We start from the raw sequence: 13,693 nt of genomic DNA, 5'->3' as shown, positions 1-13,693 counted from the left end.
GGCGCCGTCAGTCCAACGGGGCCGTTGCCTTTTCGAGCCAGTCGAGCGTTTCACCGTCGAGCAGCGGTGCAAGCGTTTCCCGCACGCGGGCATGATAGGTGTCGAGCCAGTCGCGCTCCTGCGGTGACAGCATACCGGGGTCGATCAGGCGGCGGTCGAAGGGGCACAAAGTCAGCGTTTCGAAACCGTGCATGTCGATCTCTCCGCCGGGAATGGCGGAGGCCGGCTCCACCACGATCAGGTTCTCAAGCCGGATCCCATAGCTGCCGGGCTTGTAGTAGCCGGGTTCGTTGGACAGGATCATGCCTGCTTCCAGAACCTGCGTTCCTGTTCTGGCGATGCGCTGCGGGCCTTCATGGACGGCAAGGTAGGAACCGACGCCATGCCCGGTGCCGTGCGCATAGTCGAGACCTGCCTGCCATAAGGCGTGGCGGGCGAACGGATCGAGGTCCATGCCGCGTGTGCCTTTGGGAAAGCGTATGGTGGAGAGCGCGATGAGGCCCTTCAGAACCCGCGTGTAGCGCTCGCGCATTTCCTCGCCTGGACGGCCGATGATGACCGTCCGGGTGATGTCTGTGGTTCCATCCTCATACTGTGCGCCGGAATCGACCAGATAGAGCTCGTTTGCGGCAAGGGTACGGTTGGTCTTCGTCGTGACGCGATAATGGATGATCGCACCATTGGGACCCGCGCCGGATATCGTATCGAAGGAAATGTCGCGCAGGGGCATCTGCAGGCTCTGACCCGTCTCGGCCCGGCTTTCCTCCAGCTTTCGTACCGCGCTGATCTCGTCGACCGTGCCCGGCTCCTGCCGGTCGAGCCATGAGAGAAAACGGGCCATGGCAACGCCGTCCCGGCGATGGGCGGTGCGTGCGCCTTCAAGCTCCGTTGCGTTCTTGATTGCCCGGGGGAGACGGGCGGGATCGTCAAGATCGATGACGCTTCCGCCGGCTTCTTCCACAACCAACCGCAGACGTTCTGCAGCGAGCGAGGGATCAAGGCCGATTGAACCGGTGCTCTTTGCGCAGCGGGAAAGCTCTGCCTCCAGCGTGGATGGCGCCTTCAGATCGGCGAGCTGTGTCAGATAGGCCTCGGTTTCACGGTCGAGCTTGCGTCTGTCGAGGAAAAGCAGCGGGCGCCCGTCCACGGGGAGAATGGCGAAGCCAAGGGCCAGGGGCGTATGCGGCACATCCTGTCCACGAATGTTGAATGCCCAGGCAATCGATGACGGGTCGGTGAGGACGGTGCAGTCGGCGCCGGCTTCGCGTATGGCCTTCGCCATGCGTTCCAGCTTTGCGGTGGCGAGCTCGCCAGCATAGTCCTTCGACTGAATGCGGGCCTGTGCCAGCGGTGGAGAGGGGCGATCCTCCCAGATGCCGTCGATCATGTTGTCGTCTACCGGAACGAGCTCGATGCTGCGTGCCCTGGCTTTGTCGCGCAGGGCCCGCAGCTCGGCGACGGTGTGCAGCCATGGATCAAAACCGATGCGGCTGCCCGTGGGTGCGTTCCTGGCGATCCATTCGCGCGGCGGGGTGTCTATCAGGCTTTCAACGGTGAAGATCGATGGATCGGTCTGCTCGGCCGCCTGAAGCGTATAGCGGCCGTCGACAAAGAGAATGGCACGATCTTTGAGGACCAGTGCCGCGCCTGCCGATCCGGTGAAGCCCGTCAGCCACGCAAGCCGCTCGGAGGACGGGGCGACATCTTCACCCTGATGTTCGTCTGCACGGGGAACCAGATAGCCGTCGAGGCCTGCTTTCGCCAGCGCCCTGCGCAGTTGGCCAACGCGCGTGATGCCCTGGCTCGGGTCGGCGGTAACGTCAAAAGATTGAAACATGGAACCTTGCCGCTTCGTCTGAAAATCGGCTCGAACCTATAGCATGGTCTCAGGAAGCGGAACGTCTTTCCGACAACAGAATGTTTATGTCGCACTGCACAATTGCTTTGCTGCAATGCAAAATCAGATGGTAGCCATGCGCAATCGGCGCTGGTTGCACGGGCTTCGCGGGCTTATTTATAGGGCCATGGACAACGGTACTTCCGTTGCAAACATTCAAGGAGATATCAGATGGCCCAAAAGCGTGGCTTTTTCCGCGGCGCATTCGACGCGCTGATCGAAGCTCGTCAGAAGCAGGTCCGGAGCTATGTCAACGGCGCGCTTCTGATGCTGGACGACGAAACCCTGCGCGCGCACGGCTACAACCGTGACGAACTCAAGCGCAGCCGCAGCGTGTCGCACATGTTCTGATCCGCTGGACGCAGCGTTTCTGTCAAAACCCCGAAAGCTCTGCTTTCGGGGTTTTTTGTTGGTGCAGGCGCTGCGCTCCGTCAGCGCTTCATATGGATGGTGACCCAGCCTTCGCGCGCCTGCGTGCGCACATGGCGGAAACCCTGTCCGCCATAGGCTGCCACGACCGCGCGTCTCTGGCGCTCCAGAATGCCCGACAATACGAGTGAGCCACCAGAGGTGAGGTGCTGCGCCATCGCCGGCGCGAGTGCCATCAGCGGACGGGCAAGGATGTTGGCGACGATCAGGTCAAATGGCTTCTCGCGCGCGAAAACACTGTGATGAAAACCGGGCGCCGTGTGTGCCTCGACCAGTCCGGCAACGCCATTGAGACGAACGTTCGTTCTGGCAACTTCGGTGGCCACGGGATCGATGTCGGTCGCCAGAACAGGAATGCGGGCGCTCCTGGCAATTGCAATGGCCAGCACGGCACTGCCGGTGCCCAGGTCCAGCGCGTTGCGCGGGTGCTCGCTTTTGAGGATATGGGCGAGCGCACTGAGGCAGCCGGCGGTCGTTCCGTGATGGCCCGTGCCGAAGGCGAGGCCTGCATCGATTTCTATTGCGATGTCGCCGATGCGCTGCAAATGCCGGTCATGGCTGCCGTGAACCAGAAAGCGGCCGACGCGAACCGGGCGCAGCCCCTCCAGAGAATGACTGACCCAGTCGATCTCCGGAACGTCCTCGCGCTCTAGCAGGGGAAGGGGCGAAACATCTGCAAGGCTTTCCAGCACCCTTTGTTCCAGGCTGTCGGCGTCGTCTTCGGTGTAGATCGAGATCTGGAAGATACCGCTGTCTTCCTCCGGCTCGAATATGCTGATCGGCAGCCCGTCATCTTCAAAATGCGCGTCGAGAATAGAGAAGATCGATTCGGCCTGCTCGCGCGGCGCCGTCAGGAAAAGTCGTGTCTGGCCCATGAATTTCCGGTGTCAGGTTTCGTTTGCCAGACGCTTCAGCTTGGCGATGGCAGTTTCACTGTTTTCTTCATAGGCGATCGTGCCGAAAAAGTCGCCATCGCTGTCGAGCAGCAGGATCGAGGCGGTGTGATCCATCGTGTAGTCGCCATCTTCCAGCTCGACCTTGCGCACATAGATGGAGAACCCCTTGGCCATGGCGGCGACTTCTTCCGGGTCACCGGTGATGCCGGTGATGCGGTCCGAGAAATTCGACAGATAGGTCTTCATAACCTCGGGGGTATCGCGCTCCGGGTCAATGGAAACGAAATAGGGTTTGATGTCGGCGGCTTCATCGCCCAGTTGTTCGAGATAGCCATCGAGTTCGAAAAGGGTGGTTGGGCACACTTCCGGGCAATGCGTGAAACCAAAGAAGACGACGCGAGGCCCGCCCCTGAAGGCGGCTTCGGTGATCGGGTTGCCATCCTGATCGACCAGTTCGAACGGCACGCCGAAGGCTTCGCCCGAACTCTGTTTTTGATACCACTGGAAGGTGAGAAGCCCGACGCCGACGGCCATGACCGCCAGGATGCCGATAAGGATGGAGCGCATCATTGAAGTTTACCCGAAACGAAATGCTGAAAGATGGCGTCAAAAGCACCAGGACAACCCGGACTCGACGAGTGCGAGAAAAATGCCGGCCCCGTTTTCCAGCCACATGGCAAAGGCCAGCCCGGTGAATGCGGCCAGGAGCAGTGTCGCCGCGCCCAGTTTGAACCAGATGGCTGTGTGCCGGGGGTGCTCTATTTTCATGGCCCATATTACGCGCAAGTCCGGACCGTATGCAAAGCCCCATCTTGTCGCAAGGGATGGTCATGAAGAAAACCTCCCGTCGCCTGGAGGCCGACGGGAGGTTCAGGGTTGAGGTTGTATGTTGCCATGTGGCTATGGGGACGGGTTCAACCCCACATACGCACTTTACTGAGACATGGTTGGGAAAGGATTGCCTTGATCTTCAATCCTGAGGTGTGATCGATTGCATCGAGAAGCCAGGGTCAGGACCTATTAATATGACCCTAGCCGGGAGGAACGTCATGGCGATTTCCGATATTCGACTGAAGCGCATCTATGACCCGGTGGAGGACCGCGATGGAAGGCGGATCCTGATTGATCGCCTATGGCCGCGTGGTATCAGCAAGGAACGCGCAGCACTTGACGCGTGGATGCCGGAGATCGGCCCCAGCCATGAACTGCGCAAATGGTATGCCCACGAGCCCGGGCGCTGGGAAACGTTCCGTCAGCGATACCGGGAGGAACTGGCCGGCCGTGAAGAATGGCTCGAACAATTGAGGGAGGCGGCCAGGAAAGGACCTCTGACACTGTTGTTCTCCGCTACGGACCGTGACCGGAATCAGGCGGTGATCGTTCGTCAATTCCTGCAGGAAGATGACGACTCCTGACAATGTGTTCTCAATTTACAATTGCATTTGACGCGTGCCGACAATCTGTTCGCCGGAAATCAGGGGAATATCCGGCACAGAGTAGACGTTTAGCCTATACGGCGTTGCCGCACTCTTGACTCACGGAATGCTTATGGAGACATATGTGCTCGGTTCGCCCGTGGAGCGTGGGCGTTCGTGGTGCCGGGGCGGATTCATGATCAAGGATTTCGACAAGTTAAAGCAGCAGCTTGCCGAGCTGTCCGAGGCGGTAAACAAGTTCGAATCGGAGGCTGTCCAGCTGCGTGTGGTCGAACTGGTGCTGGGGCAACGCGAGGGGCAGGCCGGCGGTTTCGCCGAAGGTGGGATTAACGAGTTTATCGCAGGCCCGGGTATGATGCATGTCGTGCGCAATACGCCACGCCCGGGGCGCCGCAAGACAACCACCGATAGCGCAAAGGGCGCCGTTTCTGCGTTGAACGAGCTGCTTGAGAGCGATTTTTTCGATGAGCCGCGGACCATTGGCGACATCGTCGCCCGCTGTCAGGAGGCGTTTGGCATGCGTTACAAGTCGAATGCGTTTTCCGGACCGCTTTCGCGCCATGCGCGTACGGGCGTTCTCAACCGCGAAAAGAATGCGGACGGCAAGTTTGTGTATGTGAAGCCTGAAGCCGCCTGACCAAGCGTCGGCGACTTTCGCCCGGACCACTGCTGTCAGGCGTTTCAGGCAGGGAGACGATCCCTGCTTTTCCCGTACTGGGCCTAAACCCGCTGGACAAAGCCGTCGAGCACGCGCTTCTGGCCCGCCTTGTCGAAATCGATGGTGAGCTTGTTGCCCTCGATTGCCGCGATATTGCCATTGCCGAATTTGAGATGGAACACCCGGTCGCCGACCTTGAAGGCAGAGGGGGTGTCGGACACGGATTTGGCGACCAGCTCTCCTTCGATCACGCGGCCCTTGACCGAACCGCGTCCGGCGCCATAGCCAGAATCCGCCTCGCCATAGCCGATGCGCTCTACCTGATGGCCGGAGCGGTTGCCCCAGTTGCGCGCCGTCGCCTCGGTCCGGTTTTTCTGGGCACGCTGCCAGCCGGGCGTGGCGTAGCTGTTTGAAAAGGCGGCCTGATCGTCGAAGCGGGATTTGCCATAGGGGTTGGGCCGGCCGGGCTGACCGGCGGAATAACCGCCATAGCTGCTGCTTTCCTCGGCCACATCCACATGCGCTTCGGGAAGCTCGTCGAGGAAGCGCGAGGGGATGGTGGATTGCCAGAGGCCGTGAATGCGCCGGTTGGAGGCGAACCACAGATGCAGGTTCTTCTTGGCGCGGGTGAGGCCCACATACGCGAGCCGCCGCTCTTCCTCGAGGCCGGAGCGGCCGCCCTCATCGAGGGCGCGCTGGTGGGGGAAGAGACCTTCCTCCCAGCCGGGCAGGAACACGGTGGGGAATTCGAGACCCTTGGCCGAATGCAGCGTCATCAGGCTGACGGCGTCGAGTTCCTCGTCGCGCTCGGCATCCATGACGAGAGCCACATGCTCCAGGAAGCCGCGCAGGCTGTCATAATCCTCCATGGAGCGGATCAGCTCCTTGAGGTTTTCCAGCCGGCCCGGCGCTTCGGCGGAGCGGTCGTTCTTCCACATATCCGTATAGCCGGACTCCTCGAGGATGATCTCGGCAAGTTCGGTGTGCGGCGTGCGATCGAGCATGCCCTGCCAGCGCTCGATATTGTCGACAAGCGTGCGCAGCGAGGCGCGCGGCTTGGGCTTCATCTCCTCCGTGCCGACGAGATCGCGCGCGGCCTGGAGGAGGGGGGCCTCGCGCATGCGCGAGACATCGTGAATCTGCCGGACGCTGGCTTCGCCAAGCCCGCGCTTGGGCACATTGACGATGCGCTCGAAGGCGAGGTCGTCCGCCGCCTGCGCGACGATGCGGAAATAGGCAAGCGCGTCGCGGATCTCCATGCGCTCATAGAAGCGCGGGCCGCCGATGACGCGGTAGTTGAGCCCCAGCGTGACGAAACGGTCTTCGAACTCGCGCATCTGGAAGGAGGCGCGCACGAGGATGGCGATGTCGTTGAGCGCGTGGCCCTTCACCTGAAGCGCCTCGATCTCCTCGCCGACGGCGCGGGCTTCCTCTTCCGAATCCCAGGCGGCGTGGACCTTCACCTTGGGGTCGTCGGGGTCGGAATGCTCGGTGAAGAGGGTTTTGCCGAGGCGGCCTTCATTGTTGGCGATGAGATGGGAGGCGGCGCCCAGAATATGCGCGGTGGAGCGGTAATTGCGCTCCAGCCTAATGACGGCGGCGCCTGGAAAATCCTTCTCGAAGCGCAGGATGTTGTCCACTTCCGCGCCGCGCCAGCCATAGATGGACTGGTCGTCGTCGCCGACGCAGCAGATATTGACCGGTTCGGTGCTCTTGGGGCGCTGGGCGAGGAGGCGCAGCCACAGATATTGTGCGGTGTTGGTGTCCTGATACTCGTCGACGAGGATGTAGCGGAACCTGCGGTGATACTCTGAAAGCACATCCGGATTGTCGCGCAGAATGCGGATCGGATGGCACAGGAGATCGCCGAAATCGACGGCGTTGAGCGTCTTCAGGCGCTCCTGATAGGCGGTGTAAAGCTCGCGGCCCTTGCCATTGGCGAAGGCACGCGCATCCCCCTCGGGGATCTCCTTCGGGGCGAGCCCCTTGTTCTTCCAGCCATCGATCATCTGGGCGAACTGGCGTGGCGGCCAGCGCTTGTCGTCCAGCCCCTCTGCCTGGATGATCTGCTTCAGGAGGCGGATCTGGTCGTCGGTGTCGAGAATGGTGAAGGAGCTCTTCAGGCCCGCAAGTTCTGCATGTTTGCGCAGGATCTTGACGCCGATTGAGTGGAAGGTGCCGAGCCACGGCATGCCCTCGATGGCCTCGCCCACCAGCGTGCCGATGCGCAGCTTCATCTCGCGGGCGGCCTTGTTGGTGAAGGTCACGGCGAGGATCTGCGAGGGATAGGCGCGGCCGGAGGCCAGAATATGCGCGATGCGGGTGGTCAGAACCCGTGTCTTGCCGGTGCCGGCGCCAGCGAGCACCAGGACGGGACCTTCGGTCGTCTCCACGGCAAGACGCTGCTCGGGATTGAGCGCATCGAGATAGCGCGTGTCGGGACCGCCCGAGCGCGCGGCCATGGCGCGCGCTGCAATGCCCGAAGGTTTCTGCGCTGCCGGGGGAGGCGGGGTCGGGTCGTCCTCATCGAAGAACGGTATATCGTCAGGGAAGCCGGACATCGGACCTGCATATGGTGATTCGGGGGCCAAAGCCCAAGGATGTTTTCTATTTGTACCGGTTTGTGGCCCATGAACCAAGATGCTGACAGCCGGCAAAGCTGCCCGTTCTGAGGATCAGTGCTCGCTTTCGCACAGCGAATGGTCTGCGAGTGCCCGTAGAACGTGGCAGTCGCAGACCGCGCCGCTGTCGCAGCTATCGACAATGCGCTGCAGTTCGAGTTCGAGCCTTTGCAGGCGCGCTATGCGTTTGCGCACTTCTACGAGATGCTCGCGCGCGATGCTGTCGGCCGCCTCGCACGGCTTTTCGGGGTGGCCGCTCAGTTCGATGAGTGAGCGGATGGCGTCGATGCCGAGACCCAGGTCGCGGGCATGACGGATGAAGGCGAGGCGCTCCATGGCCTGCCTGCCATAGCGACGCTGGTTGCCGGAGGAGCGTTCGGGCGGCTCGATCAGACCCGTCTCTTCGTAGTACCGGATTGTCGGCACCTTCACGCCCACGCGCTTCGACAGTTCTCCGATGGACCACATGAGGCATCGCTCCTTTTTTGTGTGCGCCAAATATAGGAAGTCCCCGCCGGAGGTGGAAGGACTGCCGCGCACTCACGCGGCTGTGAATGGACCTTTTCCAGCTGGGCCCTACCTTGCAAAGCGGCGGGAACCAACCAGCGAACGGGAGGGAATTCATGCAGGATCAGCCGAAGATCACCCAGGCGATGATTGACGCCTATGACGAATACACGCATCTCACACTCGACCGCCGCGCCTTCATGAGCAGACTGACGAAGCTGGCGGGTTCCGGAGCCGCGGCCGCAGCCATCGTGCCGATGCTCGCAGCGAATTCCGCGCGCGCTGCCATGGTCGCCGAAGACGACGCGCGCATCACCGCGGAAGACATCACCTATGCCGGCGACGGCGGGGAGATGATGGGCTATCTCGTCCGCCCTGCGGGGGTGGAGCGGAAATTGCCGGCCGTGATCGTCATTCACGAGAACCGTGGTCTCAACCCGCATATCCGCGATGTGGCGCGACGCATGGCGCTTGAAGGGTTTGTTGCGCTGGCGCCCGATTTCCTGTCGCCGTCCGGCGGCACGCCGGAGGATGAGGACAGGGCGCGCGAAATGATCGGCCAACTCGACGGTGGCCAGACCGTGCGCAACGCGGTTGCGACACGGGCGTTTCTTGCCGGGCATGATGCGACCAATGGCAATGTCGGCGCCATCGGCTTCTGCTGGGGCGGAGGGCTGGTGAATGAGCTTGCCGTCAACGATCCCGAGCTCGATGCAGGCGTTGCCTATTACGGGCGTCAGGCCGATGCGGGCGAGGTCTCGAAGATCGAGGCGCCACTGCTGCTCCACTATGCGGGGCTCGATGAGCGGATCAACGCGGGTATCGATGCTTATCGCACCGCGCTCGAAGGGGCGGGGAAGACGTTCACCATCCATGTCTATGAGGGGGTAAACCACGCCTTCAACAACGACACGTCGGAGGCGCGATACGACAAGGAAGCCGCAGACCTTGCCTGGCAGAGAACGGTGACCTTCCTCAAGGAAAACCTGTCCTGAAGCTCAGAATGAGTCGAAGGGCGCCGGGTCGCAGGCAATGAAGAGGCGCTTCTGGCGCGCGGTGCGGACGATGGCACGGACATAGACCAGGTCGATGGGGATCGGCCTGCGGTTGCGTTCGAGCCAGTAGAGTTCGTCCTCGATGGATTTCAGCGCGCGCCAGAAGTCATAGTCCGTGATCTCGTGCGAGTGCGCGAGACCGTCTGACAGGGCTTTGGCTTCCTCGTTCAACACCGGGCTTTCCGCCACCTACGAATCGAATGCGTTTACCAAGGATGGTCGACGTGCGGCGTGAGCGCTTCAAGCGCGGCACATGGTTAAACTTGTGCAAAGATTTTAGCCGTGACGGTATGGTTAACAAAACCTTCTTCCTCGCTTCGGGCGACCAAGCTCCTGGAAGATAACGCTTATCGGTGCTCTTCCTCGCTCATGTCCACCAGCGCGCGGTTGAAGAAGCGCAGCGCACGGACGTGGCTCGCAAAGGCGATGACCTTTGAAGAATCCTTCAGGTCGACCACCGGCAGGCGGTCATGGCCTCCCTTGTCGAATGCGCGCAGAGAGGCCTCCAGCGTATCGGTTGGCCTGAGCGATGGAGCGCCGGTTTCCGGGTCGTAGGTGACGGGTTCGTCTTCTTCATCCAGCGGTTCCATGAAATCCATGACGCGGATGGTCTGGCCGAGAGCCCGGTGAGGGCCTTCCACAAGGAACAGGCCCCGCATTTCAAGCTGCCACTGGAACCAGGAATGGCCGTGGATGGTCTGGGTGATGCCATGTGCGACGGCGACAGTCAGCAGGAGCGCGATGGAGAGTTCGTAGCCGCCGGTCAGTTCGAAGACGATGACGGTGGTGGAGATGGGGGCGCCGAGGACAGCACCTGCGACGGCTCCCATGCCGAGGATGGCGTAAAGCCCTTCGCTCGAAGCCATGGTGGGAAAGACTGAGGCGGCGATGATGCCGAACGCGCCGCCCGTGAGCGCGCCCAGAAAGAGGGCGGGAGAGAAGATCCCGCCGCCGAAGCGCATTGCAAGCGTGATGGACGTCGCTGCCGTCTTGACGACGATCAGCGCCAGCATGGTCATGAGCGGAAGGCGGTTCCACAGCGCCATGTCGGTTATCTCATAGCCCACGCCGAGCACATGCGGGAACACCACGGCGATGCCGCCGACGATGAGACCGCCGACGACGGGTCGTGTCCAGAGCGGGATGCGGATGCCCCGCGCCGCGTAATCCGAAACGAAAAGCGAGAACTGGAACAGGATCGCGACCACGGCAGCCGTGACGCCCAGAAGGGCGAAAGCGGGGAACTCCCAGAACGAGGTGATCTGGTGTGTCGGTACCAGAAACGCGGCAGCGCTGCCGAACCACAGGCGCGATGCAACCGCACCCGCAGCCGAGGCGATGACGATCGGCACGAAGGAGCGCATGGCGTAGTGACCGAGAATGACTTCATGCGCAAAGAGGACACCGGCAATGGGCGCGTTGAACGAAGCGGAGATCGCGCTGGCAACGCCTGCTCCCAGAAGGGTGCGCCGGCACCATTCCGGAAGATGGGCACGCCAGGCAATCGCCGTCGCCAGAACCGCGCCCAGATGGACCACCGGCCCTTCGCGTCCGGCGCTTGCGCCCGAGCCGAGCGACAGGGCGGTGACGAAGGCAGAGAGCAGGCCTTCACGAAACCGAAGTTTGCGCCCCGACAATGCACGCGCCTCGATCACGTCGGCCACGGCGCCGGTGCGCCGGGCTTCCAGGCGCGTAAGCAGGATGCCGACGAGAAGCCCGCCCACCACAGGCCCGGCCATGATCCAGTACCAGGGCAGGGCAAGAGCCGCGGTAAAAACGCGTTCGGATCTCGTGCCAAGCCAGAAGAGCTGGAAAAAGCCGATCAGCTCACGAAAGGCGATGGCGGCAATCGCGACTGCGAGCCCGAGAAGCAGCGACAGGAGCCAGACCAGCGGTAGCCGCGCTTCAAGAAAGGCGCTGACATTCGGCTCGATCCAGGTACGCAAAATCTGTGGCAGGCGCTGTATCAGCTTGAACAGGGACATGCCTGAGCCTAACGCGTCTGGCGGCGAATGGCGATGGAACGGCCGGCGCGTTCAGGCTCGGGCAGGTCTTCATGCAGGGCGCGCATTGCCGCAATGCGTTCAAGCACGTCGGCAGGGAACGGGGTCACCTTCGGGCCGGACATGTCGATATGCAGCGTGAGCGTTTCGCAGGTGGCTGCCAGCCATCCTTCTTCGGCGTGGCGCAGCTCCTGATAGGAATGAAGACGCTTCTCGTCATGATCGAGAAGCTGATAGGTGCCGCGAACCCTGTCTGCGAGATGAAGCTCGCGCACGTAGCAGAGGTGGATTTCCGCCGTATAGGTGGTGAGTTGCCGTTCCGCCGCGTATCGGGCGCCCATGCCGAACCCTTCCGACACTTCTTCATATGCACGGTCGAAAAGAACCGGATAATAAGCCATGTTCAGATGGCCGTTGAAGTCGATCCAGTCATTCTGCAGTTCGAATATGCGTGAGCGGTGCGGCGCTTCGTCTGGCATTGTTTTTCTGTATCCCTGGGTCCTGTCCCTGGCCTGTGGACTGTGTTCGACTTGCAGCAGATTCGGATAGAAGCGAAAACGATCCTGTGCGGCAAGGGTTGGACCACCTGATTGGAGAAGCTGAATGGCGCTGGCGGAAATGGAAAAGGTTGTGCGGAACGACGAAGGCATCCGGCTGGTGCTGGACCTTTTGCGTCAGCGCTACGGGGAGCGTCTCGTTACCGGCCATTCGGTGCGTGAACAGCATGCCCATTCCACGAGTTATATCCCCCCGCAATTGCCGGATGCGGTGTTCGCGCCCCACACCGTCGAAGAGGTGCAGGAGGTGGTGCGCATGTGTTCCGAGCACCGCGTGCCCGTCATCCCTTTCGGAACCGGGTCCTCCCTAGAAGGGCATGTGAATGCGCCGGGCGGCGGCATCTCGCTCGACCTCATGAACATGAACCGCATTCTTTCGGTCAATGCCGAGGATCTGGACTGCACGGTCGAACCGGGCGTGACGCGTGAGGATCTGAACCACTATCTGCGCGACACGGGTCTCTTTTTCCCGATCGATCCGGGCGCCAATGCGAGCCTGGGCGGCATGGCTTCCACGCGCGCTTCCGGCACCAATGCGGTGCGCTATGGAACGATGCGTGACAATGTGGTGAACCTGCAGGCGGTGATGCCGGACGGCAGGCTGATCACAACGGCGCGCCGCGCGCGCAAAACCTCGGCGGGTTATGACCTGACGCGGCTTCTGGTCGGAGCGGAAGGGACGCTGGGCGTCATCACCGCGCTGACCCTGAAGCTTTACGGCATTCCACAGGCCATTTCAGGTGGAGTCTGCCCCTTCCCGGACGTGGAATCGGCCTGCCAGGCGGTCATTACGACGATCCAGATGGGGGTGCCGGTGGCGCGTATCGAATTCGTCAATGCACTCGCCATGAAGGCCATCAATGCCTATTCCGATCTGAACTATCCGGAAAGCCCGTGTCTGTTTGTCGAGTTTCATGGCAGCGATGCCGGTGTGAAGGAGCAGGCCGAGACTTTTGGTGAGATCGCGGCGGAATTCGGTGGCGGTCCCTTTCAATGGACGAGTGTCGCCGAGGAGCGCACCAGGCTGTGGAAGGCGCGCCACAATGCCTACTGGGCCTGTGTGGCGCTGCGGCCCGGCACGCGCGGGCTTTCCACCGATGTGTGCGTGCCGATCTCACGGCTTGCCGAATGCATCGTGGAGACGGAGGCCGACATTGCCCAGGAGGGGCTGATGGCAACGGTGCTTGGCCATGTGGGGGACGGTAATTTTCACGTTCTCGTTCTGATGGACATGGAAGACCCGAAGGAGATCGAGCAGGCGGAGGCCTTTGTGGCGCGGCTCAACAAGCGCGCACTCGCCATGGATGGAACCTGTACGGGGGAACATGGGATCGGGCAGGGCAAGATGCGGTTTCTGGAAGAAGAGCTCGGAGACGCGGTCGATGTGATGCGGGCGGTCAAAGAGGCGATCGATCCGCTCAACATCATGAACCCGGGAAAAATCGTCGGGGCGAGGCGCATATAAGCGGTAGGCTGTGCGACCATGTGGCCGACGGCCTCTTCAATGCCGCTGGACCGCATTGGATCGAGCTGCACTGATCGGGGCGCAGAAAGAACGATCTAAGCCATTGATGGAGCACCGGAATAACCCGAATACCGGATTCCACTTGTCGGTCCGATGCTCTAGTGTAGAA

The 13,693-nt window shown here is 61.6% G+C and carries 14 protein-coding genes; 5 read left to right on the top strand and 9 right to left on the bottom strand.

Annotated features, from left to right (window positions below; genetic code table 11):
• Positions 1-7 precede the first annotated feature (7 nt).
• On the bottom strand, positions 8-1,837 hold the full coding sequence (locus AC07E3_RS05110; protein ID WP_478360492.1) for an aminopeptidase P family protein: 1,830 nt from the start codon (positions 1,835-1,837) through the stop codon (positions 8-10).
• Positions 1,838-2,068: 231 nt separating this feature from the next.
• Here AC07E3_RS05110 and AC07E3_RS05105 point away from each other — a divergent pair, with 231 nt between their 5' ends.
• The gene (locus AC07E3_RS05105; protein WP_007007727.1) at positions 2,069-2,248 is read left to right on the top strand and encodes a hypothetical protein; all 180 of its coding nucleotides are present in this window, start codon (positions 2,069-2,071) and stop codon (positions 2,246-2,248) included.
• Positions 2,249-2,328: 80 nt separating this feature from the next.
• On the opposite strand, the gene AC07E3_RS05100 is transcribed toward AC07E3_RS05105, so the two are convergent.
• The 3 genes from AC07E3_RS05100 to AC07E3_RS05090 are packed head-to-tail and all read right to left on the bottom strand — an operon-like array spanning position 2,329 to position 3,990.
• Positions 2,329-3,201, bottom strand: coding sequence for a 50S ribosomal protein L11 methyltransferase (locus AC07E3_RS05100; RefSeq protein WP_478360491.1), 873 nt, complete (start codon positions 3,199-3,201; stop codon positions 2,329-2,331).
• Positions 3,202-3,213: 12 nt separating this feature from the next.
• Positions 3,214-3,792, bottom strand: a complete 579-nt coding sequence (locus AC07E3_RS05095; RefSeq protein WP_478360490.1) for an SCO family protein — start codon at positions 3,790-3,792, stop codon at positions 3,214-3,216.
• 36 nt (positions 3,793-3,828) lie between these two features.
• Positions 3,829-3,990, bottom strand: coding sequence for a hypothetical protein (locus AC07E3_RS05090; protein ID WP_478360489.1), 162 nt, complete (start codon positions 3,988-3,990; stop codon positions 3,829-3,831).
• A gap of 281 nt (positions 3,991-4,271) precedes the next feature.
• On the opposite strand from AC07E3_RS05090, the gene AC07E3_RS05085 reads away from it, so the two are divergent.
• On the top strand, positions 4,272-4,637 hold the full coding sequence (locus AC07E3_RS05085; RefSeq protein WP_336068026.1) for a DUF488 domain-containing protein: 366 nt from the start codon (positions 4,272-4,274) through the stop codon (positions 4,635-4,637).
• 127 nt (positions 4,638-4,764) lie between these two features.
• Entirely contained in the window at positions 4,765-5,295 is a 531-nt protein-coding gene (locus AC07E3_RS05080) for a hypothetical protein (protein WP_478360488.1), read from the top strand.
• Positions 5,296-5,378: 83 nt separating this feature from the next.
• On the opposite strand, the gene AC07E3_RS05075 is transcribed toward AC07E3_RS05080, so the two are convergent.
• Together AC07E3_RS05075 and AC07E3_RS05070 are read right to left on the bottom strand one after the other, a co-directional pair.
• Positions 5,379-7,877 carry an ATP-dependent helicase gene (locus tag AC07E3_RS05075; protein ID WP_478360487.1) on the bottom strand — a complete coding sequence of 833 codons (2,499 nt, stop codon included), beginning with the start codon at positions 7,875-7,877 and terminating at the stop codon, positions 5,379-5,381.
• 114 nt (positions 7,878-7,991) lie between these two features.
• On the bottom strand, positions 7,992-8,405 hold the full coding sequence (locus AC07E3_RS05070; protein ID WP_478360486.1) for a MerR family transcriptional regulator: 414 nt from the start codon (positions 8,403-8,405) through the stop codon (positions 7,992-7,994).
• 155 nt (positions 8,406-8,560) lie between these two features.
• Here AC07E3_RS05070 and AC07E3_RS05065 point away from each other — a divergent pair, with 155 nt between their 5' ends.
• Positions 8,561-9,439: a dienelactone hydrolase family protein gene (locus AC07E3_RS05065; protein ID WP_336068038.1), complete on the top strand. Its 879-nt coding sequence runs from the start codon at positions 8,561-8,563 to the stop codon at positions 9,437-9,439.
• Between the two features lie 3 nt (positions 9,440-9,442).
• Here AC07E3_RS05065 and AC07E3_RS05060 read toward each other — a convergent pair whose 3' ends face one another.
• The 3 genes from AC07E3_RS05060 to AC07E3_RS05050 form a co-directional block, all read right to left on the bottom strand.
• Positions 9,443-9,673: a hypothetical protein gene (locus AC07E3_RS05060; RefSeq protein ID WP_336068041.1), complete on the bottom strand. Its 231-nt coding sequence runs from the start codon at positions 9,671-9,673 to the stop codon at positions 9,443-9,445.
• Positions 9,674-9,846: 173 nt separating this feature from the next.
• Positions 9,847-11,484, bottom strand: a complete 1,638-nt coding sequence (locus AC07E3_RS05055) for a chloride channel protein (protein WP_478360485.1) — start codon at positions 11,482-11,484, stop codon at positions 9,847-9,849.
• Positions 11,485-11,492: 8 nt separating this feature from the next.
• Positions 11,493-11,981: a thioesterase family protein gene (locus AC07E3_RS05050; RefSeq protein WP_478360484.1), complete on the bottom strand. Its 489-nt coding sequence runs from the start codon at positions 11,979-11,981 to the stop codon at positions 11,493-11,495.
• 124 nt (positions 11,982-12,105) lie between these two features.
• On the opposite strand from AC07E3_RS05050, the gene AC07E3_RS05045 reads away from it, so the two are divergent.
• Positions 12,106-13,524: an FAD-binding oxidoreductase gene (locus tag AC07E3_RS05045; protein ID WP_478360483.1), complete on the top strand. Its 1,419-nt coding sequence runs from the start codon at positions 12,106-12,108 to the stop codon at positions 13,522-13,524.
• The last annotated feature ends 169 nt before the right edge of the window (positions 13,525-13,693 follow it).

The organism is Nitratireductor lacus, assembly GCF_056431025.1.
The sequence above is the reverse complement of the archived record's forward strand: the minus strand, read 5'-3'. Positions and strand labels throughout refer to the sequence as shown.

Bases quoted from the DNA above. Each gene is read 5' to 3' on its own strand.
- AC07E3_RS05055 (WP_478360485.1), bottom strand. From the start codon at position 11,484: ATGTCCCTGTTCAAGCTGATACAGCGCCTGCCACAGATTTTGCGTACC.
- AC07E3_RS05100 (WP_478360491.1), bottom strand. From the start codon at position 3,201: ATGGGCCAGACACGACTTTTCCTGACGGCGCCGCGCGAGCAGGCCGAA.
- AC07E3_RS05095 (WP_478360490.1), bottom strand. From the start codon at position 3,792: ATGATGCGCTCCATCCTTATCGGCATCCTGGCGGTCATGGCCGTCGGC.
- AC07E3_RS05050 (WP_478360484.1), bottom strand. From the start codon at position 11,981: ATGCCAGACGAAGCGCCGCACCGCTCACGCATATTCGAACTGCAGAAT.
- AC07E3_RS05105 (WP_007007727.1), top strand. From the start codon at position 2,069: ATGGCCCAAAAGCGTGGCTTTTTCCGCGGCGCATTCGACGCGCTGATC.
- AC07E3_RS05085 (WP_336068026.1), top strand. From the start codon at position 4,272: ATGGCGATTTCCGATATTCGACTGAAGCGCATCTATGACCCGGTGGAG.
- AC07E3_RS05090 (WP_478360489.1), bottom strand. From the start codon at position 3,990: ATGAAAATAGAGCACCCCCGGCACACAGCCATCTGGTTCAAACTGGGC.
- AC07E3_RS05065 (WP_336068038.1), top strand. From the start codon at position 8,561: ATGCAGGATCAGCCGAAGATCACCCAGGCGATGATTGACGCCTATGAC.
- AC07E3_RS05110 (WP_478360492.1), bottom strand. From the start codon at position 1,837: ATGTTTCAATCTTTTGACGTTACCGCCGACCCGAGCCAGGGCATCACG.
- AC07E3_RS05075 (WP_478360487.1), bottom strand. From the start codon at position 7,877: ATGTCCGGCTTCCCTGACGATATACCGTTCTTCGATGAGGACGACCCG.
- AC07E3_RS05070 (WP_478360486.1), bottom strand. From the start codon at position 8,405: ATGTGGTCCATCGGAGAACTGTCGAAGCGCGTGGGCGTGAAGGTGCCG.
- AC07E3_RS05045 (WP_478360483.1), top strand. From the start codon at position 12,106: ATGGCGCTGGCGGAAATGGAAAAGGTTGTGCGGAACGACGAAGGCATC.
- AC07E3_RS05080 (WP_478360488.1), top strand. From the start codon at position 4,765: ATGCTTATGGAGACATATGTGCTCGGTTCGCCCGTGGAGCGTGGGCGT.